Genomic DNA, 22,759 nt, shown 5'->3' with positions numbered 1-22,759 from the left:
GGTTGGGCCGACCTCTGGACCTGCTCTACAATCAGGATATCCCCGGACCGGACCGCCCTCGCCCAAACTCCCAATTGATGCCGCTCTCGCGCATGATGCCACCGGCCTGTTTCCCGACCTGCTTTTCCATGACCGGGCGCCACGGGACGAGTGTGAATTCCCGGCTTTTTTCGAGGAGTGCAAAACGCCCGGAAACGGCATCGATCCGCCGGGTCAGTTTGCCCTCGATCCTTTGCCCGGTCTTCGCTTCGGCAAACGTCTTGCCGAGTTCATCGGCGAGACCTTCCGAAATCAGCAAGAGCTCGCGTCGCTGCAGGACCGCCAGCACGCCGCGATCGATACGCCCCCGCCCTCCCTGCACTACCCGCTCTTCCACAAACCCCTGTTCGATCAGCCATTGTCGCCGCGCGTTCAAAGCCTCGCGAACCTCGCGCCCGAAACCGGAATCGCGCATATCCCTGCCCGCGGGGCCGGCCAATTCCCGATCCAGCCACGATGCGCCCTCGACGGAGGCCAGGTGCTCTGGTCCGCCAGAAGCCAAGACCTCGACATCGACAGGACGGGCCCGATGCCGCCGCGCCTCGTACTGCTCAACGAGAGCGAGGTGATCCGGTCCAATCGACCAGGTTCCATCGACCTCACGCGTCAACTCGATACCTGACCGGCGCATCGCCTCGAGACGGCGCAAGTGGCCGTCCGCGTACTCGGCAGAAACTGACGGATCCTGAGCGCGATGGATGGCCGAGGAGTACCGCCCAGCGTTGGCCTGTGCGACCGCGAAAATGGTGCGATCCATTTCCCGCACCCGGGCCGGTCTCGCCGTCACCCTGACGGTTGCTCCAGCCGGAAACGGCTCGACCGATGTGGCGTTGCCGATCTCAACATAATGCGATCGCCCGTCCGTGCCATCGACCAGCAGGTAGTGGCGATCCCGATGCTCATCGGAGAGTCCCCGCTGAACTACCTGCCCAATCAGCGGACCCGAGGCGGGCGTATGTATTTGATGATCCCGCCTGTCGATGCGCGCCCGCGTCAATTCGCGCTGCATGAGCCGGATGATATCGCCGCGTTCACCCAGGCCCCTGAGACTGTCTTCCATCCCTTCCGCCAGCCGCCAGGAACCCTCACCGACCTCCTCCGCCAATCCCATCTTGCCGAGGACACTGAGGCGTCCCGTCTCGAGCGACTGGAAAAATCCGTCCTCCCGCTGCGGTGCGACGATCCGATCCGGCCCAATTCGCGCAAGCAAGCGACGGTCAATGACCGTCAGCCTTTCCTGGGTGACGTCGTGCCGAAGCCGCTCTTCAATCTCGAGATCTGTTCGCGGTCCTAGATCGCGAGTCATGATCTCCGCCGCGCGCTCCCGAAGGCCGTGCGAGATGTACTCGCGCGCGATCACCAGATCCTTGCCCTGCTCGTCGATGCCACGCAGCACGATGTGGCTATGCGGATGGCCGGTATTGAAGTGGTCGACGGCGACCCAATCAAGCTTGGTCCCCAGGTCTTGCTCGACCTGCTTCATCAGGCCTCGAACATAGGGCTTGAGATCACCGTAACGGTCCCCGTCTTCGGCCGAGACGATGAAGCGGAATTGATGGCGATCGTCCTTGCTGCCCTCGAGAAAATCACCGCCCGAAACTCTGTCCTCGGCGGGCCCGTAAAGGACACCCGGCTTGCCCTCCCTAGTGACGCCGTCACGCTGGATGTAATGAAGGTGCGCGCGCGCAGCGGCGAAGCCCTTTCCGCCAAGCTTTGCCAGGCGCGTTTTCACGACAACGCGCCGACTACGCAGACCGGAAATGTCCTTGCGGGTGGACAGCAGACGCCCGACCGCCGCACCCCGTCCGATCCGGCTTCCATCGAACCGGCCCGGCCGCCCCAGCGAACGCTTCGCGTTCAGCCCTGCCGCTACAGCAATGCGCGCCGCATAGCGCTGGGGCCTGTTTCGCCCGGCCCTTCCCTGCCGACCGAGGCGAGGCTCGAAATCCTCATCGTCCGGCATCAGCGTCTCCCATCAAAATGAGGGCCTCGCAAAAGGCCCGCGAATGACGCCAGAGGCTCGCGGTAACATGTTGTGCAGACCCGGAAATTGCAGGGCCGCGAGGCACTGCTTCTATCTTGTTCTCCGCGCCCTTGCCCCTCCACCAGCCTTTCAATCCGCAAAATCCAGGGGGCAGCGCCGAACGGACGCCGCCCCCAGAGTATCCGAGCGTCAGTGCGCCCGGGCATAGGCCTGTTCTGCGGCTCTGCGCCTCGCAAAGTCGCGGCGTGCGATGAGACCAACCACCTCGCCGTCGCCATTGACGATGACCGTGGCAGCGAACCAACGACGCCCCAGCCGACCGACGACAGCGACCCGGTCCAACTCGATCCCTTCGTCGGCATCGAGGCATTCGTAGCCTCCGAGCCAACGCTCGGAGACGCGTGCATCCCAGAGGAAGTCACTTTCCTCGGCCTCGATAAACCGCTGCGCAAGCGCTTGGCCCGCACCCTCTCCGAACTCGATCTCGAGCCCGTGAACGAGACTTGCAAAGACGCCGCTATGCGTGCCGGCGATGGTGCGATCGATCTGCATGTGAAGCTCCTCAAGTGACCGTTCCCGACGATGAGAACTGCCCCTCGAAGACGGGCGGCGGGCGGTCTGTCAGGGCCGCAGGGCTTCAGCCCTGCGCCGCGAAGCGGACGTGGGGGGAACCGATTTGCGCAGCAAATTGGGGGGTACCCGCGGGCCTTGATAGACCGGTCGGCGCCCGTCACACTTGGAATTCTCAGACGAGCATTAAACCTCTCGTCTGGGCACCACCTCTCAATGAGCATCGTGACGAACCGCGAACAACGGATCGACGACCGCAACCCCGCTGCCCTTCGAAGGCGTATCCGACATCACGACGTCCGGCCGGGCGACGAACAACGGGGGCGATGCAGACCTTCCGACTGCACCTCCACCGTTCCCTACTGCTGCAAGATATCCGACGGTCTCGGCCGGCAGCGGCGTGCCTGAGAGATACTTTTCGTATCGCCCGGGCCCCGCGTTATAGGCTGCAAAAAGCCCTGGATAACCGTAGCGATCGTAGAGCTGACGCAGATAGAACGTACCGGCCAGGATGTTGTCCCGAGGATCGTCGGGATTGCCGCCGAGACCGAGCCGTGCGCGTATTTCGGTCCAAGTTCCAGGCATCAGTTGCATGAGCCCCATAGCGCCTTTTGGACTGCGGATCGGACGTCCATCGATCTGCGCGCGCCCCCGACTTTCGGCATGCATCACTCGCGAAATCCAACTGGTCGGCACGCCGAAGCGCTGCGACGCCTCGGCTATGAGCGGATCCCAGCGTGCAACTTCATCGGCGGCAGTGGCCGGCGCTGCGATGAGCGCAATGACGGCGATAAGTCCCCTCACCGCGCCCATAGAAGCCTCGCTGGGCCAACAATCTCCGAGCCGGCAGTGACACCGAAATAACGGCCGTCGAACGAGTCGGGCGAGCCCTTCATCAGCAAGAAGAACTGTCCACCCCGCAGGCGCCGACATCCCTCCCACCAGGGCATCAACCTGCCATGGCCATCCCTTTGACGGCGGCTCGCAACGGGCATGCCTTCCACGAATATGCGAGCTCCGATGGCGCAGACTTCATCCCCGGGGCCAGCCGCGACACGCTTCACCAGTGGAACATTGGAGGGCAGATACCGTCTGGTCGCTGCGAAAGCGCGCGATGGTTCCGGCAGCGTGGCTATCACCATATCGCCGGTCGCAACCACCGTGCCAGGGGAGACGGAATAGAGTCCGATCGGCGCGCTCGCACTGGCATTCCAGACCAGCCGCGGGGCCGGCTGGAAGCCGACGGTCCAGCCCACTGCGCTGACCAGAATGCCGATCGAAATCGCCGCGCGCCGGATGCGCCGGCAATGCAACCGGGCTTTGCGCAATGCTGCGCCCCAGGCGTGCAGCGGCGCGTCGCCGCGCGAGGTCCTGAGGGCGCTCATCGGCCCACCTTCCGGCCGAGGTTTTCCTCGCTCCAGATGTCCAGGTCATCGATGTGATATTGCAGGTACTTGCCGTGTCGGCGGTAGTTGGGACCTTTCCCGGACTGCCGCATCCGGCGCAGAACCCGAGGCGTGAGTTTCAGATAATCGGCGGCCTGAACCGGGTTCAGGTAGGGCGAACCATGCTTGGCCCGCTGGGCCCGTTCGATGTCGTGAGACTTGTCCATGCCGGGGTGCCTCCCTGACTGCGGACGACCCTATGTCGCCGCATGGACACCTCATCTGTACGGAAAAAAGCTCTCGCGGCAGGGTCGAAAACGGGGGGTGGCGATATTCGACCCCATCCCAGATTGCGCGGAAATGATGCGCGCGGATCACGACCCAAGAGTTTCCGAAGCTCAGCCGCAAAATGCCTGATCAACGGCCGGAATTTGCCTCAGATGTTGGAGATGCGCTTCTCGGCCAGCGCCTGCACTTCGGCCTGTAGCAATTCGACGCGCTCAACGATCCATTCCAGTTCGATGTCGCGGATCGTGTAATGAGGCGAGTAACGAGCCTTGATGTAGGCTTGGTGCAGAAGCTCGAAACAGCGCCGCGTGAACTTGGCATCGCGCGGCCAGATCGGGATCAGATCGCGCGCGATATCCTCCGCCCGACCGCGCAGGAAATTGAGGTTATGCGAGCGCGGGCTGTAGAGCGTCTGCACAAGCAAAACGGTGTGATAGAAGTGCTCAGTCGCCTGATGCAGCTGGAACGCTGCGTTATTGCTCTTCCCAGCAGCAATTGCCAACTTTGCCACATCCAGGAAGTCGCTCGCGCTGTTGAACCATTGATCATAATGATGCTGCGTTTCAGCGCGAAGTTCCTCGCTACTGAGCAGCTTCGGCGTCTGGAACGGTGTTGCACCGAGCTCATAGAGCATGATGCCATCTCGCAGCAGATCGACGAAGAATGGGCGCCCCCGCGAGAGCTGGTAGTTCACGTCGTCCAGCGAATGAACGACAATATTTGCGGGGGCCGACAGACGCTCGAATATGGCGTACTCGCGCATGAGCGTGTCCTTGGCCCTGCCCCAGTATTCGATCTCGTCGGCAAGTCTTTCGTCGCTGACGACAACGAGTAAATCGTAATCCGACTTGTAGCCATTGATGTTGTCGTCGACCCAATCGCCGCGTGCATAGGATCCGTAGAGGATCACTTTCAGGATCCGGCCCTGCTTCTTCCAGCCCTGGGTCGCAAGCGCGAGAACATCGTCGAATTCGGTGAAGATGATCTTCATCGCATGCGAAAGGTCGCGGCGCTTCCTGTCAGGCAGATGTTCAAGATCGATCTTCATAATCACCTGATTCTAGACGAGTTCGGGAAGAGAACAACACCCGCATTGTTCCTGAGCGGAAGAAATCCCCGCGCCGTCTCCGGCGCGGGGATGAGCAGTCAGTCGGCGGGATTCCAGATGATAGCGAAGCTGTCCTCGTCGTCCTGGCCGGCGGCGCGGCCCAGGTTCGCATAGAGGCGCCGGGGTCCGAATTCTGGGGCCGCGAGAGTGAGTGACACGTAATCGTTGCCGGACGCTTCGCTGCGACGGAGCCAGCCTGCGCCGACCTCGACGCCGCTGGAGGTGACCCGGTAATCCGGATGGGTGTCGGACGTCTTGCGGGGGTTGGGCGCGATCTCGATTTCGGCGCGGATTGAGAGGGTGCGAAGCTGGCCCTTGAAGCTGCGGCCTTCGCGGGTGACATATCCGATTGCGGGCATTTCTCGTCTCCTTGAACGGTTCGCCCGAACCATTTCCGGGCGATGGCCCGAACTTCAAGGACGGTTACAGCACCCCTTCGAACCGACAGGCCGAAGCCTTGGCGAAGGACCGGAGGCGTCGGTCATATTTGAGAGCGAAGCGGCCGCGAGGAGCCCGCTCTGGCGGGCGGGGAAATATGCCGATCGGCGATGGTTTCGAAGAGGTGCGACCGTTCCAGGTCGGTGGCCGGGAGCCGGAATTGGCTTGGCGTCCTACTGCGGAGACAATGCTCCCCCAAGCGGGTTCTCACCCTGCAAAACCGCGTTTCCGGGAAAGCTACCACTAACTGACGCCGCCGGATGGTTGTCCCCAAGACCAACCTACCGATACCCTCATCCTAACCGTGGTAGCTTCAGTCGCGTTTCGCGAGGGACGCCCCAACCGAGCGGCTTACCGACCGGCGCCCGCAGAGGCTGATTCGGTTACTGCCGCGTGATGGAATGGCCATTATTCACGATCATTCCGGCGCAATTGCGAATGCGGAACCATTCCTGCACCTTGTCGTGTTGATTGCGAACTCGCGCCAGTTCGAGCTGGGTTTCGAGATACGGGCCGACGCCCTCTCCGAGTTCCTCGATCAGATCGCGCGCACGTTGAAAGTAAGCCGCGTCGTCAGGCGCGGTCGCGATCTGGATGGCGCGAAGGATCGCGGCTTCCTCCTCGCTGTCCATGTCTTCCATTTCGTCCATGGGCGGGAGTGTACCCGGCGCAGAATTTCTCGCCAGCTGTTTCAACTTCGGCCCGGGTGAACCCACGCTTCTGCCCATAAGCATTAGCGCGCAATGTCTTTGATCGGCAGCGGCACACACATGATATGAGGCTTGCGGCAAGTCGAAACCTGCGCGCCGCAGGGACTGGCTTTGCAAGCCCACAAAAGGCAGAATTCTCTGGACCACAGCACGACCAGGAGAGGCCAATGGATGAGGATGCCGTGTTCGCTTTCGGCAGCGCGCTCGCCGCGATAGCCGGGCTACTCGAGGAAAAGGGCGTCTGCACCGCGACCGAAGTGTCCCAGTCGCTTGGGCATGCCGCGATGGTCCACCTCAAGGCGGGCGATCAGTACCAGACGCGCGGTCATTACCTCAGGGCCTGGGCCGTCTCGGTGAAGGCCGCAGCCGATGGCCGGACGGCGCCGACACGCAACTAGCGAGCCGGACCGTCTCTCCGGACAGACTGCTACCCAGGCCCCACGCCGGCTGCGACATTTTCGCAGACCGCGATAGTGTATCGCCGGCCCGCGCAGGCGCTGCATGACAGCAAGCGTTCATGGGCGATCCTCTCGATAAGCGGCGCGGGACGCGACGCAGATCGAAGGAAAACCCATATATGATATCCATCATTCTCCGGGCCCTGCGCTGCCGGTTCGACCGGCATCGCCCTGAGCAGGGCAAAGAGTTCTGGGACGGCTTATGCTATGTCGGGCGGTGCGAGAATTGCCGGGCGGCGATCCGCCGGGCAAGCCGGACGCGCTGGCATCGGGACGAACTCGGAAACGGTCCCGGCCTGGCTTAGACTAGGGCTTAGGAAACGCACTCCATCGTGAAAGCGGTCCTGTGACGGCGCTTCAATGACGCTTTGTGACGAGGCGGATTTCCCCACACAGACTGCATGTGTCTTTCCGGCGTTCGAAACCATTCGAACCAGCCAGCTCGCGCGCCGCATGGTCGGCGTTTTCGAGCGGCGAAAGACCCAGCGTCTGGGTGATGCAGTCGTCGCAGACCGGCTCGGGTGAGAGCCGGGAGACGAGCTTTTCGATGGCTTGAAGTTCGGTCATGGCCCTGTCCCTCGTGATGCCGCATCCAGGAATGCGGTGGCGTGTCGGGCAGCGGCAGGCAATGAACTTTTAGTGTTAGCGGCGGGGCCGCGCCTTTCAAGGCGCGGCCCCGCCGCAGATTTTTCCAGTCCCAGCAGGTAGATCGACCGGAGGCGGAATATCCGCCCCCGGTCGAACTTTTCAGGCCGCCAGCCTATCGCCCTCGCCGTCCGGCTCCGCTGCGGCCTCGCAATCAGGGTCCGGCCTCAAGCCACCTTCAGCCGATTCGCCGCCCTCGCCATCACAGCCTTCGGCCTGCTGCGGCTCGTCGTCCTCGCTCTCGGGGCTGGCAAACGCCCGCGCGTGCGCCGCCACCGTCCCGACGCCGCCGCGCTGCGTGTAAGCGGAAGGCGGGAATGCCATCCAGCGCGGAACCCAACCCTCGCGCTTGGTTCGGCCGTCAGCCCCTGCAAGATGGCTGCGGATTATCGTCCGCAAGGTCTTCGCCTTCTCGCCCGCGTTGGCCTCCGCGACGAGTTTTCCGGCCACCTCGCACACCATCGCGAGCAGGACTTCGCGGTCGCGCAGCGTATCGAGGAAGGCATCGTCCGCCTCCCACCACTTGGCCATGTCCACGCCGATTTCGGTGCCGACGACTTCAACCGCAGCACTTCCCGCCGCCAGCCCTTCGCCCATGACGAGGGTCAGCACCTCCATCACCGTGGTATCGGGAAGTTCGACGAGTCGGGCGAACAATCGGCACAGCTCCCGGCCTGACCCGCGCATCCCGTAGCCGTTCCCACCGATCAAGGCGGGTTCGTCGTCGGGCAGCTCCAGCAGCGCCAGAACCGCGCGCCGCCGCTCGTCAAACACGGCCTCGGCCCAGCTGTCATGGACGCTGGCCTTGACGGCATCGCTCTTGGCAGTCTGGGGCTCAGGCACGATCCGCCAGAGGGACGAACCGGCAATGGCATGCGCGACCATGAGCCGCAGCGCGATAGCGGGCCGATCGATCATGGCGGCGCGAACTGCGGCGTGACGGTGCAGATCGATATAGGTCTGGGTCACCGAAGTCAGTTCGGGCCGGTCCGCGTTCACCGAAAACGACGCCCCTTCTCCAGCCGCTTCCGCCTTGGCGAGCCGCGCCGCCTCCTTGCCGGATAGGTAGCCCTCGTGGATCACGACTTCACCATTGCCGCGCACGTCGAGATAGACCCGCCCGCCCTTGCGCTTGGCGGTCTTCTCATGCTCCCACGAATGAAAATGGGTTTCGGGAGGGAGGATGACCGCGTCCGCCCAACCCGCCTCGAGGAACTCGGCCCGCTTCGCATCGATGGCCGCGTTCTGGGCCGTCCAGAACGCCTGCCCATCCACGAAATAGGCTTGCTCTCCGAACAGGTCCGCGACCGTCACAAGGCCGCTCGCCTCGACATCGAACAGGGCGTGACCGGTCGGTACTGACTGCCCGCCGAATAGAAACGATTTGAGCTGATGCCCGCGCGGCGCGTAGGCATCGGGATCGTCCATGAGGCCAAGCCACGCCTTCTGCTGGCTCTTGGATGCAAGGGTCAGGTGGCGGACGGTAGCCGCGTCGATTTCCTCGGCACGGTAGAGTTCGCGGATGCGCGGCAGGAGATTGCCAAGGGCCAGGATGCGCTTCACGGCGAGGTCCGGCAGGCCGAAGGTCAGGCCGATATCTTCCACCGAGCGTCCCTCCTTCACCAGCCGGGTAAAACAGGTCCAGCGCGAAACCTCGTCCGGTTCGAGCCGGGCGATGTTCTCGATCAGCGAGGCTTCGATGGCGCTGGCATCGTCGGCGTCGTCCAGAATGGCACACGGCAGCATGGCCGCCTCGGGATCGGGCTCGCCTGCCTCGGTGCACGCGGCCAGCCGCTCGGCAGCGACGGCTAGCGCCGCATGAAAGCGGCGGCATCCGGCAACGATCTCGTAACGCGGTGCGCTTTCGTCAGCCCCACCTTCTTGGGCTCCGCCGCATGGCCGCACGAGAACCGGCTGGATCACCCCGCGTGCCCGGACGGTCGGCAGAATGTCCGAGATATCGGGGGCCTTTCGAGCATAACGCATATTCGATTTGCTGACGGCAAGGTTGCTCAAGGCGATGAATTCGAGTTTCATGGTAGCGCTCCTGATGTGAGTGCCGGTCCACCGAGTTCGTGATGGGATAAGGTGGACCGGCTTATGTGCGGGCAGGAAACCGCCTGCCCCTCTCGGTTCGGCGGCAATTGCCGCCAGCGTCTTCGCCCGTACTCTGGGCGAAATTCCTGTCAGGTCGGGTTTGCCGCAGCACGATCAGCCGTGCTGCAAGCGCGAACAAAGCGCTTGCTCGAAAAAGCAAGATCGCGTTTCATGGCGAGGTACCTTTGGGTCGCATCGACGGGGGCAGGTCCATCGCGATTGGCGGAGCGATGGACCTGTATTGGCTTGGCGGAAAACGCCTGCCTTGCGCCTTGGATTCTCATCGCCGCGTCAGGCGAATGGCGTCCGGGTCTTCGCGGGAGAGACGATCCAGCAGCAGTGCCGCATCGGGTATCGATCCCGCCAGCCGCGCCGCCTCGGTCCAGACAGAAAGCCGGTGCCGGGTCGAAAACGCGATGTCGCGCTCGATTGTGAGCCCCATCGGCAGACGGATCGCCTCGATTTCCCGAAGCGAGGAGATGCCGAGTTCCGGACTGCCAAAGCCAAGATCGGCCAGCCCGAATAGCGAATCGTCATCGGCATAGAGCTCGGTGACCAGCCAGACAGCACGCCCCATCGGATTGAACAGGCGGACCAGCGGCAGCGGATCGAACTTGGGGTTTTCCATGCAATGCTCGAAATTGGCATTCAACATCGAGCGGATGGAGCGGGACAGGAGAGTCACGACACGATCCTCCCGGTTTCCTCAGGCCTGCCGCCTTCTTCAGGCCTGACGCTTTCTTTAAGCCTCCCGCCATCTTCCGGGCTGCCACTATCTGGCAAGGCGGGCGATTCCGGATCGGGTTCCGAAGATGATCCGAGGCCCATTTCCCGCGCGATATCCTCGGCCATTTCCGCCTCGGCGGCGGCATGCCGTGCCAGTAGCCAGTCTGCGGCCTTGCTCGCCATGCTCGCTGCGCGGAAGATCGCGCGATTGTCCTCGCGCAGCACTTCCAGCCATGCGCCGATGTAATCGGCATGGCGCACGGTAGGCACGATTCCAAGCGAGGCGCACAGAAACGCAGAACCCATTTCCGCCACAAGTTCTTCGCGGGCGTAGTCCTTGGAACCGAAGCCATTGCTAAGATTTCTGCCGAGTCGCGAGGCATGGCCGGTTGCATGGCAAAGCTCGTGAAGGCAGGTGCGATAGTAGTTCACCTGATCGTGAAAGGCAGGCTGCGGCGGCACCTGCACGAAGTCGGCCCCGGGCGCATAGAACGCCTTGTCCCCGCCGATCCGAAACGCGATCCCGCTCGCGGCAATGACCGCCTCGGCTACCGGCACGATCTCGCGTTCAGGCAGCGCGATGGGCTCGGGCTCGAAATCGTCGGGCAGGCCCTCGCACTGCGCCACGTTGAAAACGGTGAAGCGCTTGAGGAACGCAAAGGATCGGGCATCCCCGCCATTCTCGCGCGCCCGCTCCTTCTCGGCTTCGGGTGTGAAACGGTCGGCATAGACAACCTGCGTCCCATGCTCGCCCTTGCGAACGTTCCCGCCAGCCGCCAGCGCCTGACGGAAGGTCACCCAGCCTTGCGACGCCCAGCCATTGGCAATCACCGCACCCCATAGAATGAGAACGTTAATCCCCGAATAGGTCCGCCGGGTCTGCGCGTTGATGGGGAGGCCCGCGACCGGAGCCCCGCCGCCCTCCAATCGTGCGACCTCGCTGCTCCACGGCTGAACCCATGGAATGCGTCCCGCTTCAAGCTCAGCGATGATGCGGGCGGTTACCTCGTCATAAAGCGAAGCCCTGCCCGCAGATTCCTGTCCTGCGCCCCCATCGCCTGCCTCCTTGCCCCCTGTTTTCTGGCCCCCTGCATTTCTGGGCCCTGCATTTCTGGCCCCTGTGTTCTGGGCCCCTGTGTTCTGGGCCCCTGTGTTCTGGGGGTCTGTGTTTCGGGGGCCTGTGATCTTGGCCCCTGCATTTTGGGGCCCTACGTTTTCACTTCCTTCCAGCTGCGGCTCGCGCCCACGCGAAACCTCTCGATTGCTGCGCATGATGTGCCTCCAAGCCCGCCCGAAAACCCACCATGGGCCTCCCCGGAAAGACGGGGGTGGGCGGCAAGGACGACCGACAAGGCCCGCTTCCAGGCGGGGCCTGCACCCGTCAGGGCCGTAACGAAGTGGAGGAGCCGCATTCATGCGGCTTGCAGTCACCGGCGGCGGGCCTAGACGGGCGGCGAGCCCACCCCCGGCTTTGCCCGGGAGAGGCTCACAAATAGCATCGCGGACGGCCAAAGGACGCCCGCGTCAACATGCGGGTGAGCGTGCTCGCCCGCCACCCGCGCCAGTGATCGAAACCGGCATGGACGAGACCCGAATACGGGGCTCGGTGCCGCTCGAACCGGCTAAGGGCGATTAGCCCTTGGCGAGCGGCATGGAGCACGATCGCGCCGGATGGCGCGAGGCGCACCTGTTGTCCTGCTCAGGGCCGAAATCCGAACTATCCGACGTAATTTCGTCGGAGCGCACGCCCAGCTGTGGCCGCACGGTCAGGCGGTCACGCTCCCCCTGCTTCGAGCTTTCCAGACTTTTCGGCACCCCGTTCCAGGAGCGGTAACAGGCGGTTCCATTCGGACAGGACAGCCCTTTTCGCCGGCATGGCAAACAGGATCGCGATCCGGCTCCTCAGTTTCCCTCGCGCCGCAGCCTTCTTCATGATCCGGCCAACCTCGATTTCGTCCCAAGGCTGCCATTCCCCCGCGATGGACAGGAGATTGGGGCCGAATACAGGGAGGAGTTCGCCGAGCAGAATGCGTTCCAGCGTATCGATGTCATAGGGTGACGCTGTCAGTACATCCGCGATCCGCACGATGTCGGAAAGCGAAAGTTCGGTATCGAGAAACAGGCCGCTGAGCGCCGTCCACACGGGGAGCCGGTCATCGAAACAACTATCCCGCATCACCGCCTATCCATGCCATTCAGCCCCGCTACCACGGTCGCTGCCTACCGACTTGCCGATCATCCCATTTGACGGTTGCCCAGCGGCCCGTCTCGTTCATAGTGGCCTCCTTCGTCAGAAGGGAAAAGGGGGCCGGAAGGTGCGACCCGATCCCGGCAGCGGCGAACGGCCTAACGACCCCCGGCCGTCGCCGTCCCTAACCTTCTGGGACGAACCGTGCACGTCGCGGCAGACATCGTTCGCATCGACAGCACTGTCAGACAGGAGCGGCTATGAGCGATCCGGAACCGTACAAGAAGACGCCGATATTCGACGCCGAAACCCTCCCCGACGCCATCCGGAAAGCCCACAGCACCAAGGCCGGAGTATGGGGTCTTCTGCGCGTGCTACAGGGAAGCGTGGACCTGGTTTTCCACTCGCCGCACGCGGTGCGTGAGGTCACGCCGAACAATCCCGCACAGATCAACCCCGAAGACGTCCATCACGTGGAAGTGGGCGGGCCGATGCAGATGCAGGTCGAGTTCTACCGCGAGCCGCCACTCACAGTCTGACCGACAGCGTCGCCGTCGCCTTCACCGTCACCGTTACGGGCGCCCACAAGCACCGCAACAAAGCGGAGAAAACGCGCGCGCTAGAAGGCGAAGCAAAGCTGGTCGGGATGCACAGCGCGCCGGCGCGTGCCCCGTTCGCGGATGTTATCGTGATCGACCGTTCCGAACACGACCTTGATCATCGTCAGCGCCCGCGAATTCACGCGGCACGACGATTCAAGACGGCGCACTGCCCGGGCCGGATCGCGGTAGCCGATCGCCTTGCCGAGTTCCGTCTCGGAAAGTCCGCGGTTCTTGCGGGCAACAGCAAGCTCGGCGCCGGTCATCAGATACTCCGTGGATTGCGCGTGTGACGACAAGCGCGGTGCGCTGACAGCGCCCGCCATGCCGAAGGGCCGCGCGCTCTAGGCGGTTGGCGAATCGAGTTCCAGACCAGGAGCACCAGTTATCCACACGCTGCCCACAGCTTGCCGACATCTTAGGAACAGAGTTTGCCACACCTCCCGAAGAGCCCTCCGGACCGCCCAAAGCACGCGGAAAGAGGACACGGGTGTCCGCCCGGAATGCTTCATTTGTCAGCTTTTTTGAGAAGCACTTTGGTGGGATGATCGAGGCATCGAACCCCCCGATGAAAGGAGACCGGCTATGCTCATACCCATCGTATCATCGCAGGAGACATCGCAGGCGACCGGCGAAGCCACCTCGCCCCAACGTCTCGACCCGGTCGATTTCATTCGGGCTGCCGCGAGCGTCGCGGCGAACCATATCACCAGGCCCCTAATGCTGCGGTCGGCCAAGGCGGAGAAGGGTCTTGCGAAGCAGCTTGAGCGCGAGTTTGCAGCGAGCGTCGCGTACTGGGAACTCTACTTTGCCAGCGGCGGTGACCGCGTCGTGAAGGCGACTGACAGGCGGCGACCCAGGGGAGCCGGCAATCCCAAGCTACTCCCGCACAGCCCAATCTAAATAACCCAATCGGTCGAACGCTGCGAAACTGAACTGCTCGCTTGGCTAGAATAGGTGGCCACGACTGCAAACGCCCACGCAATGGAACGCTACGATTTCACGGGAAGACGTTGTTTGTACGGACTTTACACGCGCAAGAGAAAAACTGCATACGTTTGCACGGGCACAATAAGGGTAGCAGGGCAAAGTGATCCAAGAAGAACTTCTCCAACTTACTTCCGACATCGTTTCCGCGCATGCCGGCAACAACCCGGTCTCCGTCGATGCGCTTCCGCAGCTGATTGAAGCGGTCTACGGTTCGCTTTCATCGCTTGGGAAAGAGCCGGAACCTTCCGAGGCGCAGCAAAAGCGCAATCCTGCGGTTTCGATCCGCGCTTCGGTCAAGGCCGACGCGATCGCTTGTCTTGAGTGCGGCGCGAAGCAGAAGACGCTGAAACGTCACCTCACCGCCCAGCACAATCTTACTCCCGAAGAATACCGGGCTCGCTGGAAACTGCCTGCCGACTATCCGATGATATCGGCGGACTACGCGGCAAAACGAGCAGCACTGGCCATCGAGATTGGCCTTGGCAGCAAGGGCGGCCGCAAGAAGAAGGCACCGGTGCCTGCTCAAGCAAAACCCGCTGCCGGCAAGCCCGCCTCGGCGAAGGCTTCCGATCCGATCGGCGCGCAGGGGGATGAAGTGCCTGCAGCCCCCAAGGCCAAGCGCGCAGCGGGGACCAAGAGCACTGGCAAAAGCACGGGCAAGACCCCGAGCAAGCGCAAAACCAAGGCTGGCTGATCGGCTCGGCGACCGAAGGAGAATGGCGGAGGCCTACCGGTCTCCGCCATTCAACAATTGGCGATAGGTCCCTCGCGCAAACTGACGGGCGAGGCGAATTCGGCGCCTGACGCGGGAGCGAACTGCATCGGCGGCACCCTCCCCGCCACTCTCGTGGGCCACGAACCCGAAAACGACCTGCGCAATCTCGCGTTGACTGGCCCGCCCCTGAAGCGCGTCATGGACACGCAGGATCTCCAGCAAGTGCTTCATCCTCGGATCTCCCGGAAAGAGCGCAACGACGAACCTCCCGCCCCTGGAAAGCGCTTCCAACCGGCGCAGCGGCAGGAGTTTGGCTCCAAGCGATGCCATGCCCTCCAGTTCGAAGCGCAGGACGACCGGCCCGCTGCGCAGCGTTCCCGAAGTGACGTCGAGCCGGATCCGGCGCGTGCCGTCGCTCAGCACGGCATGCTCGTAACCATCTCTGCTCTGGACCACCGTCAGCCACCGCGTGAGCGCCGCTGGATCGAATGCTTCGGGATCGTCCCGCCGCGCCGGAACGGCCGCAACCCTGAGCGTTCCAGGATCGATCTCAGCATGCCAGATGAGCCGCGCCGCCGGCGCCGGCGTGCATGGATCTTCCGCGAAAGTGGAGCCCCCACCGCAGCGCGGCCTCCGCATCATGCCCCTTGGTCGCTTGGCCCGCGCACCGATACCATTCGATGTAATCGGTATCGCGGCGCAGCCATTCCCACATCAGCCCGGCACGATCGATGCCTTGTAAGTCCTCGTAGAAAGCTGCGTCGCGCCACTCGCCCATACCGGGCGGCGGGGACCGTTTCATATAGCCCCGCCAATACGGCGGAATAAAAATGACACTTTAATGACATTTAGGCGATTGCGCGCTAAAATGAATGCATTACAATAGACTAGCGACCAAACCGCATCGCCCTGCCGGAATGAAAGTCGGCATTGCGCATGCACCAAGTGACGAAGGACGGCCCGGAACGAGTCTGCGGCATGGAACGCCGTGACGGGTTGGTGCAGCCAATGCATATTTTCGACACGTTCAGCGCCTTCATGCGCTCTGCAAACGACGCCGCAAATCTTTTCGACCTCAATCAGGTGCTGGCCCATACGGCCCACGAACTGGGCTATGACTACTTCGCACTTACCCATCATGTCGATTGGCGCTGCCGAGTGCCGGGAGCCGTGCGCCTGCACAATTATCCCGAGGCGTGGGTCCAGTTCTTCGATTCCAGCGGCCTTGGAGGGGCCGATCCGGTCCAGCGCGCAAGCGAGCGTGCCGGTTTCGGGTTCCGATGGCACCGGATCGGCGATTTCATTCCCGTCAGCGACCAGGATCGCCATATCTTCAAGATGGCTGAGGAGCATGGGATCGGCGATGGCTTCACCGTTCCGTTCCACCTGCCCGGCGAACACATGGGATCCTGCTCGTTTGCCGTAAAACCGGGCCGGACCATGGTGGCTCCCAATCTCCTCCTGGCCCAATTGATCGGGCTCTATGCCTTCGATGTCGCGCGGCGATTCCTCGATCCGCAGGTATTCCTGATGTTGCCGCGTGCACCGCTTCTCACCAACCGCGAAGCCGAGATCGCGAGGCTCGTGGCAGCAGGCAAAAGCAACAAGGAAGCCGGCAAGATACTCGGGATCAGTCCGCACACGGCAAGGCAGCATGTCAGCGAAAGTTTTGGAAAGCTGGGTGTCCATGACCGGGCCGCTCTCACCTATCGCGCATTGCGCAGTGGAGAGATCAGTTACGCCCAAGTACCCATCTAACTGTATCCTACACCTGTAGGATACAGTTAGTTCCAACCCGGGTTCAGTCTCGAGCCTCCAATCCATGGAGGCCCAAGTGATCCACGACATTTCCCAATTACCAAACGCGATGGAGCATTCCGTCCTGCGAAGCATGTTCGAGGCGCGCAAGCGCGTCTTCATTGATCTCCTTGGGTGGGATGTTCCATCTCTCGCAGGACGGTACGAACTGGATCAATTCGATACACCGGATGCGAAGTATATTGTTCTTGCTGACAGCAAGCCGCTGCATCGTGCCTCGGCGCGCCTGCTTCCCACCGAGGCGCCGCACTTGCTCGATTCCCTGTTCCCCTGGCTTTGCGAAAACGGCGTACCCCGAGGTCCGCATTGCCAGGAGATATCGCGCTTCTGCCTCGACCCGAGGCTCTCCAGCGCAGAGCGCCGAGCCGTCCGTGACGAACTCGTCCACGCGCTTGTCGAACATGCGCTGGCCAACGGAATCACCCACTACACCGGGATCGCCGAGGAGGCGTGGCTCAAGCAGATCCTGGTCTTCGGCTGGCGGTGCCGGCCGCTCGGCCCGATCTGGCGTTCGGGCACGACTCGCCTCGGCGCCCTGATCATTGAAATCGACGAGGAGACCCAGGGCCTCCTCGAACGCGGCGGTGTCTCGCCAATCAAGGCCGCCAAGGAGATTGCACATGTCCACTGACCTCGCCCCCGCGATGGCGCAGCACCTCTCGCCGATGATAGCAGCTGACCTCAAGGCGCATGGCTATGCCGTGCTGCGGGGCATTATCGATCCCAACATAGTGGATGCGCTCGACCGGGATCTCGCTCCGGCATTCGAGACCACGCCATTCTGCAACGGCGAGTTCTACGGGCCGAGGACCAAGCGGTTCGGCAGGGTCCTGCTGCGCTCGCCGCTCGCCGAGCGTTTCGTTCGCCATGAGGCCATCCTCAGCGCCGTTCACCACATCCTGTCCCCCTGGTGCGATACTATCCAGCTCAACCTCACGCAGGGCCTCGCGCTCCACCCCGGCGCGCCTGCACAGTTTCCGCACCGCGATCAGGACATGTGGCGCGGCGTCACCGGCGAAATCGAATACCTCGTCAACGTCATGTGGCCGTTCACGACCTACCACAAAGAAAACGGCACCACCCTCGTCTGGCCCCGCAGCCACGGCGCCGCCGCACTTCAGGCAAACCCGCCGCAAGATCCCGTGGCGATCGACATGCAGCCCGGCGACGCCCTGCTGTTTCTGGGCTCGCCGCTGCACGGCGCCGGGACAAATCGCAGCGAGATGGTCCGCCGCGGCATGATCGTGAGCTACTGCCTGGGTTGGCTCAAACCCTACGAAAACCAGTGGCTTGCCTATCCGCCCGCGATAGCCCGGCGCTTCTCGCCCGAACTGGCGGCGCTTGTCGGCTACACCCAGCACCGGCCCAATCTCGGAAACTACGAGGGCCTGTGCCCCTCGGTTCTGCTCGGCCAGCACCCCGCTGATCTCCCTGGCGCGACCGATGCGCTGCGGCCGGATCAAGAGGAGGCCCTTGCGGAGTGGTCGGCAGATCAGGGCCGATCGACATGAATGCCGGAACACGAGCTGAACTTGCCTATGAAGAGGTCAAGCGCCTGGTCCTGTCGGGGGCTATCGCCCCCGGCCAGCGGCTCGATCCAGTCAAGCTCGGCGCAGAGCTCTCGGCCGGCGTGACACCGGTGCGCGAGGCACTTCTTCGTCTTGCTGGAGAGCGGGTTGTCGAAATGCGCAAGAACACCGGCTTCCACCTGCCGGTCATGACGGAGGTCATGTTGATGGACCTCTATCGCTGGAACTTCGAAGTGCTTCGCTTGGCGGTGGCCTCACCGACCTGGAAATACAGCGACGACGATACGCGTCGAATTCCGGCGAATGCCGCCAACGATGCAGCGTCGCTATTTGCCGCCATTGCGCAAAAATCGGCTCGCCCGGAGATCACAGCACAGATTGCCTCTGCCAATGACCGCCTGATGGTCGCTCGCTCAGCCGAAGCGCAGGTGCTTGGAGACCGACGTTCCGAAATCAAAACCATTATAAGCGCCACCCAGCACCCTCGATCCACCCTGACCGGTGAATTGCGCAAGTATCATTCACGCCGCCTAAGCAACGCAAGAAAGCTGGTTACATCAATTTACAAGATTTCCGACAGATCAGACAATACTTCTGAAAATCTATAATCTTATTATAAATTTTTTATATTCTGTAAACCGGGTCATCCTTTCGTGCCGCATTTCCGCGGCAGATAGCGAGGAGAATGACATGGAACGCGAAGACGACACGATCGAACTGGGCGCCGCCAGTATCGGAACCAAAGGCTCGCTCGGAGAGGGCGGCGACATGGTCCTGTGCCAGAACATGCCGGGCTTGTCCGACGACTGACGCGCCAGGATGCACGGCCCCGCCGTGCATCCGACCGCCCGATTCTCGACCTTCCCTGACGGCGCGGATGATTGGCAGCCACTGCCTCGCTATCGATGGGAAGCTTCTTGCATTGGCGGCAGGAAACACGCTCCGACAAGATTGAGCGCCCCCTCCCCCACCAACAGTATACAGACGATGGGCAGTCGGATGGAGGAGTGGGCTGGTGCCGCAAAATTCGCTTTGGCGAATTTTCAAACGGTCTCTTCCAATTAGAACTGAAGGCACGTTTTCACGCAGCCTCGGTGGGGAGCGGACATGCCGAGACGTCTAACAGGCTGCGGAAAAAGGCGCCGCAGTGGTCACCGTCGATCTGCGTTCGAAGGAGGGGGACTGGTCTGTCGCTCGTTTCAGGGTGAAATTCGGAGATACCGACCACGTTGGCGCGGTCGTGGTGACGTGAGCGACACGATTAGGCCGCGGCCAGAAGTTTTGGCAGTCTGATGAGGTTGTAGGCGGCAGCGGTGAGCGTAAAGGACCATCCGACGCGGTCCTGGCCTCGATGGCGGGTCTTTCGCATGGTGCCGCAGGTCTTCGTCCATCCGAACACCTCCTCGATCCGCTTGCGGATTTTCTGGGAGAGGCCGTAGCCGGGATGGCGTGTCGTGCGCCTGTCGATGGCGGAGCGCCGGTTGGTGTTGTTCTGGGCTACGTGCGGGGTGACCTCCATCTCGCGCAGCGCCGCGACGAAGGCGGCGGTGTCGTAGTTCTTGTCCGCGCCCAGTGTAATCCGGTGGCGTCCTTCCATGCGGCCCAACATGGTCAGCGCGGCCTCGCGTTCGGCGGTGCCGGTGGCGTGGGTGAGGATCGCATCGACGACGAGGCCGTTGCGGTTCTCCATCAGGACATGGCCCATGTGGCACAGCTTCGCTGCCTGGCCGCGCGCCTTCTTGAATAGTCGGGCATCAGGATCTGTGGTCGATGCATGGGTTGCATTGCTGCGCTTCTCGCCGCGAAAATCGCGTTCGGCATTACGGTCGGTCGGCGCTGTTGCCTGCTCGCTGCGGCTGGAAGCCAACCCGGCGTCATCGTCATCTCCGGGGCCGCCTTCATCCTTGGGTCTGAAGCTTTTCGCGCTTGCCCACGCTTCGATCAACGTGCCGTCCACCGAGAAATGATCGTCCGAAAGAAGAGCCTGCACGCGTGGCTGGTTGATGATGGCCGACAGGAGCTTGGCGGCAACGTCCCCGGACAGCAGCCTCTCGCGGTTCTTGGTGAAGACCGTGACATCCCAGATCGGCGCATCCATCGCCAGGCCGACGAACCAGCGAAAGAGCAGGTTGTAGTCCATCTGCTCCATCAACTGGCGTTCCGAGCGGATCGAATAGAAGGCCTGCAGGAGCAAGGCCCGAAGAAGTTTCTCGGGTGGGATCGACGGCCTCCCGATACGAGAATACAGGCCGTCGAAGTCCGCGGACAGCACTTCGAGCGCTTCATCGACAATCGCCCGGATCGCGCGAAGAGCATGGTTCGCCGGCACCCGAGCCTCGCAACTCACGTACGAGAACAGCCCCTCGCTCCGTTCATCACCGCCGCGCATCCCGATCCCTTCAACATCCCTCGACGGGATCCTGGAATCAGCAATGCCACATCAAGGCAAGCGCCTTTTTCCGCAGCCTGCTAAAGCTGGACAGCAGCGCATCTACTTGGCGCTGCGCGCTGGTAGAGTCTGGCGGACGAGCTGGTTGCGCCGCGAAGTGCCTGTTGAACGTGGCGAAATCCGAACGCATTCCAGTCAGCGTCAACTACGCTTGATTTTTGTCCATTACCTCCACCACGGCGATCAGCCGGTTGTACAAGGTGTTGCGGTCCAGGGCCTCGTCCAGCCGGTTCAGCCGGGCGGCAACGTCATCCGCCTCGCGATTTAGGGCCTCAGCCTCGCTGTTCATGGCGAGCCATAGGGGGGTCAGGCGAGCAACCAGCGCCTCGCCTTCTCCAGTCAGGGATTGTCTGCGACGACGCGCGTCCAGGGGATCGGGCAGCGCCCGCACATAGCCGGCCGCTTCCAGTGAGCGCAGCGACTGGCTGACCGAGACGTGGGTCACCCTCAGGGCGGCGGCGAGATGGCCCACCGTCATCGGCCCGTTCTCGACGATCTGGTTCAGGACCCCGAACCATCGCTGCTCGAAGGTGATGCCCAAGTGCTTGTAGACGCGGCTCACATCGCGGTCGATCCGCTCCGACAAGCGGCGCAGTTGGGCGCCTATGGTCGCGCCGTGGCCGCCCTTCAGATCGGTCATGTCGGGGGCTCGGCGATAGCGGCGATCGCCATGATCCGATCAGCGCCGGCCGGATTTCCGCGATGGCGGGCTTTCGCCGCCTCGACCTCGAAGACCGAGCTTGGTTTCAGGCCCTGCGGCCTCGTGTCGAACAGGGTCCGGGCGGCGCCCACGCTGACGTCCCTTGCCGCCACGGCCATCGCCATGCCCAGATGATAGGCGTCAGTCGCCGGGCCGGGTCCGCACAGGATATCCTTCGCCGCAACATTCATGGCCCAGTACCCATCGACCTCGCCATTGGACAGCATGGCGAAGGTGTAGCCCAGATTCTGATAGCCCCAAACCTCGCCGGCGATGCCGAAATGGCCGCCGGTGTTGCCCACCATGCGGTGGCCGTTGACAGTCTCCTCCACGAACCCCAGGCCGTAACGCCCGCGGCCCCGATCGAACAGGCCAGCGGTCGCGGTGGCGCGCATCTGCGGCGACAGGAGCCGACCGTCGCCCAGAGCGGCGATGAAGGTCGACAGGTCCTCGACGGTCGAATAGCCGCCGCCCGCCGGACCGCCCCGGAACTGGTTGACGAAAAGGTTGTTGCGCCAAGCGCCAGGGACGGCCTCGTCGCGTGTGTAGCCGTCGGCCCGGTTAGGCACCACGAGATCGAGTGGCCAGTCGCCGCTGCCGCTCATGCCAAGGGGCTCGAAGATCGTGCGCCTGATGTGATCTGCGTAGACTTCGCCGGTCAAGGCCTCGACGATCAAGCCCAGGATCACATAGCCGCCGTTGGAGTAGCCGAACCGCTCTCCGGGCGTGAACTCCAGTGGCTGGTCGGCGATCAAAGGCAGGAAGTCGCGAGTCTCGACGAAGGCCTGGGACGGCTTCTGCGCGATCGCCTCCCAGTAGTTTCCGATGCCAGAGCTGTGCGACAGTAGCTGACGTGCCGTGATCCGGCCGGCGATGGCTGGGGCCGGATAGTCGGGCAGATAGCGGAGGACCGGGGCGTCCAGGTCGACTCGCCCTTGTTCGGCCAGACGCAGGATCGCCGTGGCGGTGAACATCTTGCCGATGGAAGCGACGTTGAATCGCGCGGCGATGCGGTTCGCCACGCCGAACACCCGATCGGCCTGCCCCACTGCGCGCTGATAGACGACCTGGTCGCCGCGTTTCAGCATCAAGGCGCCAGAGAAATCTGCATCTATTATCGCCTGTTCCACGGCGGCATCCAAACGAGCGGCGATGGAGCCTCCGGCGCCCGCTGCGAGACTAGGCCCGCCCCAGCTCAACACGCCCAGTCCTACGGCTCCGCCCATAACCCCCCTTCTTGTCATGCGACCGCTCATCGAAACCACCCCGCTCATGTAGGCGCCTACATATGTGGTCGTCAGATGAAGAACAAGTCCTGAAGAG

General features: G+C 62.9%; 27 protein-coding genes and 1 pseudogene. 9 read left to right on the top strand and 19 right to left on the bottom strand.

Annotation, left to right across the window (positions count from 1 at the left end):
- Positions 1-31: 31 nt before the first annotated feature.
- From rlxS to U9J33_RS08255, 8 genes are all read right to left on the bottom strand, one after another.
- Positions 32-2,002, bottom strand: coding sequence for a relaxase/mobilization nuclease RlxS (rlxS, locus tag U9J33_RS08290; protein ID WP_324698929.1), 1,971 nt, complete (start codon positions 2,000-2,002; stop codon positions 32-34).
- 210 nt (positions 2,003-2,212) lie between these two features.
- Positions 2,213-2,575 (bottom strand): hypothetical protein, encoded by a 363-nt coding sequence (locus U9J33_RS08285; protein ID WP_324698928.1) that lies wholly within the window; start codon positions 2,573-2,575, stop codon positions 2,213-2,215.
- A gap of 231 nt (positions 2,576-2,806) precedes the next feature.
- Positions 2,807-3,406 (bottom strand): lytic transglycosylase domain-containing protein, encoded by a 600-nt coding sequence (locus tag U9J33_RS08280; RefSeq protein ID WP_324698927.1) that lies wholly within the window; start codon positions 3,404-3,406, stop codon positions 2,807-2,809.
- A complete protein-coding gene (locus U9J33_RS08275; RefSeq protein ID WP_324698926.1) occupies positions 3,394-3,978 on the bottom strand; it encodes a S26 family signal peptidase in 585 nt (194 codons plus the stop codon). Before U9J33_RS08275 ends, U9J33_RS08280 begins: the two co-directional genes overlap by 13 nt.
- Positions 3,975-4,205, bottom strand: a complete 231-nt coding sequence (locus U9J33_RS08270; RefSeq protein ID WP_324698925.1) for a helix-turn-helix domain-containing protein — start codon at positions 4,203-4,205, stop codon at positions 3,975-3,977. The genes U9J33_RS08275 and U9J33_RS08270 overlap by 4 nt, the downstream gene beginning before the upstream one ends.
- Positions 4,206-4,414: 209 nt before the next feature.
- Positions 4,415-5,314, bottom strand: coding sequence for a HEPN domain-containing protein (locus U9J33_RS08265; RefSeq protein WP_324698924.1), 900 nt, complete (start codon positions 5,312-5,314; stop codon positions 4,415-4,417).
- A gap of 98 nt (positions 5,315-5,412) precedes the next feature.
- Positions 5,413-5,733, bottom strand: a complete 321-nt coding sequence (locus U9J33_RS08260) for a DUF736 domain-containing protein (RefSeq protein ID WP_324698923.1) — start codon at positions 5,731-5,733, stop codon at positions 5,413-5,415.
- Positions 5,734-6,195: 462 nt separating this feature from the next.
- The gene (locus tag U9J33_RS08255; RefSeq protein WP_324698922.1) at positions 6,196-6,462 is read right to left on the bottom strand and encodes a hypothetical protein; all 267 of its coding nucleotides are present in this window, start codon (positions 6,460-6,462) and stop codon (positions 6,196-6,198) included.
- A gap of 227 nt (positions 6,463-6,689) precedes the next feature.
- Here U9J33_RS08255 and U9J33_RS08250 point away from each other — a divergent pair, with 227 nt between their 5' ends.
- Positions 6,690-6,920 carry a hypothetical protein gene (locus U9J33_RS08250; RefSeq protein WP_324698921.1) on the top strand — a complete coding sequence of 77 codons (231 nt, stop codon included), beginning with the start codon at positions 6,690-6,692 and terminating at the stop codon, positions 6,918-6,920.
- 417 nt (positions 6,921-7,337) lie between these two features.
- Here U9J33_RS08250 and U9J33_RS08245 read toward each other — a convergent pair whose 3' ends face one another.
- The 5 genes and pseudogenes from U9J33_RS08245 to U9J33_RS08225 form a co-directional block, all read right to left on the bottom strand.
- Positions 7,338-7,547 (bottom strand): hypothetical protein, encoded by a 210-nt coding sequence (locus U9J33_RS08245; protein WP_324698920.1) that lies wholly within the window; start codon positions 7,545-7,547, stop codon positions 7,338-7,340.
- Between the two features lie 180 nt (positions 7,548-7,727).
- On the bottom strand, positions 7,728-9,662 hold the full coding sequence (locus tag U9J33_RS08240) for a ParB/RepB/Spo0J family partition protein (protein WP_324698919.1): 1,935 nt from the start codon (positions 9,660-9,662) through the stop codon (positions 7,728-7,730).
- 340 nt (positions 9,663-10,002) lie between these two features.
- The gene (locus tag U9J33_RS08235; protein ID WP_324698918.1) at positions 10,003-10,407 is read right to left on the bottom strand and encodes a DUF2958 domain-containing protein; all 405 of its coding nucleotides are present in this window, start codon (positions 10,405-10,407) and stop codon (positions 10,003-10,005) included.
- A 161-nt stretch (positions 10,408-10,568) separates the two neighbouring features.
- Positions 10,569-11,441, bottom strand: a pseudogene (locus U9J33_RS08230) (ArdC family protein); the annotation flags it as partial.
- A 781-nt stretch (positions 11,442-12,222) separates the two neighbouring features.
- Positions 12,223-12,624, bottom strand: a complete 402-nt coding sequence (locus U9J33_RS08225; RefSeq protein ID WP_324698917.1) for a DUF7079 family protein — start codon at positions 12,622-12,624, stop codon at positions 12,223-12,225.
- A gap of 272 nt (positions 12,625-12,896) precedes the next feature.
- On the opposite strand from U9J33_RS08225, the gene U9J33_RS08220 reads away from it, so the two are divergent.
- A complete protein-coding gene (locus tag U9J33_RS08220) occupies positions 12,897-13,175 on the top strand; it encodes a DUF1971 domain-containing protein (RefSeq protein WP_324698916.1) in 279 nt (92 codons plus the stop codon).
- Between the two features lie 80 nt (positions 13,176-13,255).
- Here U9J33_RS08220 and U9J33_RS08215 read toward each other — a convergent pair whose 3' ends face one another.
- Positions 13,256-13,501, bottom strand: coding sequence for a hypothetical protein (locus tag U9J33_RS08215; protein WP_324698915.1), 246 nt, complete (start codon positions 13,499-13,501; stop codon positions 13,256-13,258).
- A 319-nt stretch (positions 13,502-13,820) separates the two neighbouring features.
- Here U9J33_RS08215 and U9J33_RS08210 point away from each other — a divergent pair, with 319 nt between their 5' ends.
- Positions 13,821-14,138, top strand: a complete 318-nt coding sequence (locus tag U9J33_RS08210) for a hypothetical protein (protein WP_324698914.1) — start codon at positions 13,821-13,823, stop codon at positions 14,136-14,138.
- A 187-nt stretch (positions 14,139-14,325) separates the two neighbouring features.
- On the top strand, positions 14,326-14,919 hold the full coding sequence (locus tag U9J33_RS08205) for a MucR family transcriptional regulator (RefSeq protein ID WP_324698913.1): 594 nt from the start codon (positions 14,326-14,328) through the stop codon (positions 14,917-14,919).
- A 33-nt stretch (positions 14,920-14,952) separates the two neighbouring features.
- On the opposite strand, the gene U9J33_RS08200 is transcribed toward U9J33_RS08205, so the two are convergent.
- Both U9J33_RS08200 and U9J33_RS08195 read right to left on the bottom strand, forming a co-directional pair.
- Positions 14,953-15,396: a DNA -binding domain-containing protein gene (locus U9J33_RS08200; RefSeq protein WP_324698912.1), complete on the bottom strand. Its 444-nt coding sequence runs from the start codon at positions 15,394-15,396 to the stop codon at positions 14,953-14,955.
- 94 nt (positions 15,397-15,490) lie between these two features.
- A complete protein-coding gene (locus U9J33_RS08195; protein WP_324698911.1) occupies positions 15,491-15,718 on the bottom strand; it encodes a transcriptional regulator domain-containing protein in 228 nt (75 codons plus the stop codon).
- A gap of 230 nt (positions 15,719-15,948) precedes the next feature.
- Between U9J33_RS08195 and U9J33_RS08190 the strand changes: the two genes are divergently transcribed.
- From U9J33_RS08190 to U9J33_RS08170, 5 genes are all read left to right on the top strand, one after another.
- Positions 15,949-16,698 carry a LuxR family transcriptional regulator gene (locus U9J33_RS08190; RefSeq protein ID WP_324698910.1) on the top strand — a complete coding sequence of 250 codons (750 nt, stop codon included), beginning with the start codon at positions 15,949-15,951 and terminating at the stop codon, positions 16,696-16,698.
- A gap of 76 nt (positions 16,699-16,774) precedes the next feature.
- Positions 16,775-17,389, top strand: coding sequence for an acyl-homoserine-lactone synthase (locus tag U9J33_RS08185; RefSeq protein WP_324698909.1), 615 nt, complete (start codon positions 16,775-16,777; stop codon positions 17,387-17,389).
- Complete coding sequence (locus U9J33_RS08180) at positions 17,379-18,269, top strand: phytanoyl-CoA dioxygenase family protein (protein WP_324698908.1); 891 nt, start codon at positions 17,379-17,381, stop codon at positions 18,267-18,269. The genes U9J33_RS08185 and U9J33_RS08180 overlap by 11 nt, the downstream gene beginning before the upstream one ends.
- Positions 18,266-18,895 carry a GntR family transcriptional regulator gene (locus U9J33_RS08175; protein WP_324698907.1) on the top strand — a complete coding sequence of 210 codons (630 nt, stop codon included), beginning with the start codon at positions 18,266-18,268 and terminating at the stop codon, positions 18,893-18,895. Before U9J33_RS08180 ends, U9J33_RS08175 begins: the two co-directional genes overlap by 4 nt.
- An 82-nt stretch (positions 18,896-18,977) precedes the next feature.
- Positions 18,978-19,097, top strand: a complete 120-nt coding sequence (locus U9J33_RS08170; RefSeq protein WP_324698906.1) for a benenodin family lasso peptide — start codon at positions 18,978-18,980, stop codon at positions 19,095-19,097.
- Between the two features lie 451 nt (positions 19,098-19,548).
- On the opposite strand, the gene U9J33_RS08165 is transcribed toward U9J33_RS08170, so the two are convergent.
- The 3 genes from U9J33_RS08165 to U9J33_RS08155 form a co-directional block, all read right to left on the bottom strand.
- Complete coding sequence (locus U9J33_RS08165) at positions 19,549-20,676, bottom strand: IS5 family transposase (RefSeq protein ID WP_267225191.1); 1,128 nt, start codon at positions 20,674-20,676, stop codon at positions 19,549-19,551.
- A 205-nt stretch (positions 20,677-20,881) separates the two neighbouring features.
- Positions 20,882-21,376, bottom strand: coding sequence for a MarR family winged helix-turn-helix transcriptional regulator (locus tag U9J33_RS08160; protein ID WP_324698905.1), 495 nt, complete (start codon positions 21,374-21,376; stop codon positions 20,882-20,884).
- Positions 21,373-22,524, bottom strand: coding sequence for a serine hydrolase domain-containing protein (locus U9J33_RS08155; RefSeq protein ID WP_324698904.1), 1,152 nt, complete (start codon positions 22,522-22,524; stop codon positions 21,373-21,375). The genes U9J33_RS08160 and U9J33_RS08155 overlap by 4 nt, the downstream gene beginning before the upstream one ends.
- Between the last annotated feature and the right edge of the window lie 235 nt (positions 22,525-22,759).

It is taken from the genome of Novosphingobium sp. RL4, from assembly GCF_035658495.1.
In the GTDB taxonomy this organism is placed as follows: domain Bacteria; phylum Pseudomonadota; class Alphaproteobacteria; order Sphingomonadales; family Sphingomonadaceae; genus Novosphingobium.
The sequence above is the reverse complement of the archived record's forward strand: the minus strand, read 5'-3'. Positions and strand labels throughout refer to the sequence as shown.

Bases quoted from the DNA above. Each gene is read 5' to 3' on its own strand.
- rlxS (WP_324698929.1), bottom strand. From the start codon at position 2,002: ATGCCGGACGATGAGGATTTCGAGCCTCGCCTCGGTCGGCAGGGAAGG.
- U9J33_RS08285 (WP_324698928.1), bottom strand. From the start codon at position 2,575: ATGCAGATCGATCGCACCATCGCCGGCACGCATAGCGGCGTCTTTGCA.
- U9J33_RS08280 (WP_324698927.1), bottom strand. From the start codon at position 3,406: ATGGGCGCGGTGAGGGGACTTATCGCCGTCATTGCGCTCATCGCAGCG.
- U9J33_RS08275 (WP_324698926.1), bottom strand. From the start codon at position 3,978: ATGAGCGCCCTCAGGACCTCGCGCGGCGACGCGCCGCTGCACGCCTGG.
- U9J33_RS08270 (WP_324698925.1), bottom strand. From the start codon at position 4,205: ATGGACAAGTCTCACGACATCGAACGGGCCCAGCGGGCCAAGCATGGT.
- U9J33_RS08265 (WP_324698924.1), bottom strand. From the start codon at position 5,314: ATGAAGATCGATCTTGAACATCTGCCTGACAGGAAGCGCCGCGACCTT.
- U9J33_RS08260 (WP_324698923.1), bottom strand. From the start codon at position 5,733: ATGCCCGCAATCGGATATGTCACCCGCGAAGGCCGCAGCTTCAAGGGC.
- U9J33_RS08255 (WP_324698922.1), bottom strand. From the start codon at position 6,462: ATGGACGAAATGGAAGACATGGACAGCGAGGAGGAAGCCGCGATCCTT.
- U9J33_RS08250 (WP_324698921.1), top strand. From the start codon at position 6,690: ATGGATGAGGATGCCGTGTTCGCTTTCGGCAGCGCGCTCGCCGCGATA.
- U9J33_RS08245 (WP_324698920.1), bottom strand. From the start codon at position 7,547: ATGACCGAACTTCAAGCCATCGAAAAGCTCGTCTCCCGGCTCTCACCC.
- U9J33_RS08240 (WP_324698919.1), bottom strand. From the start codon at position 9,662: ATGAAACTCGAATTCATCGCCTTGAGCAACCTTGCCGTCAGCAAATCG.
- U9J33_RS08225 (WP_324698917.1), bottom strand. From the start codon at position 12,624: ATGCGGGATAGTTGTTTCGATGACCGGCTCCCCGTGTGGACGGCGCTC.
- U9J33_RS08220 (WP_324698916.1), top strand. From the start codon at position 12,897: ATGAGCGATCCGGAACCGTACAAGAAGACGCCGATATTCGACGCCGAA.
- U9J33_RS08215 (WP_324698915.1), bottom strand. From the start codon at position 13,501: ATGACCGGCGCCGAGCTTGCTGTTGCCCGCAAGAACCGCGGACTTTCC.
- U9J33_RS08210 (WP_324698914.1), top strand. From the start codon at position 13,821: ATGCTCATACCCATCGTATCATCGCAGGAGACATCGCAGGCGACCGGC.
- U9J33_RS08195 (WP_324698911.1), bottom strand. From the start codon at position 15,718: ATGGGCGAGTGGCGCGACGCAGCTTTCTACGAGGACTTACAAGGCATC.
- U9J33_RS08190 (WP_324698910.1), top strand. From the start codon at position 15,949: ATGCATATTTTCGACACGTTCAGCGCCTTCATGCGCTCTGCAAACGAC.
- U9J33_RS08180 (WP_324698908.1), top strand. From the start codon at position 17,379: ATGTCCACTGACCTCGCCCCCGCGATGGCGCAGCACCTCTCGCCGATG.
- U9J33_RS08175 (WP_324698907.1), top strand. From the start codon at position 18,266: ATGAATGCCGGAACACGAGCTGAACTTGCCTATGAAGAGGTCAAGCGC.
- U9J33_RS08170 (WP_324698906.1), top strand. From the start codon at position 18,978: ATGGAACGCGAAGACGACACGATCGAACTGGGCGCCGCCAGTATCGGA.
- U9J33_RS08165 (WP_267225191.1), bottom strand. From the start codon at position 20,676: ATGCGCGGCGGTGATGAACGGAGCGAGGGGCTGTTCTCGTACGTGAGT.
- U9J33_RS08160 (WP_324698905.1), bottom strand. From the start codon at position 21,376: ATGACCGATCTGAAGGGCGGCCACGGCGCGACCATAGGCGCCCAACTG.
- U9J33_RS08155 (WP_324698904.1), bottom strand. From the start codon at position 22,524: ATGCTGAAACGCGGCGACCAGGTCGTCTATCAGCGCGCAGTGGGGCAG.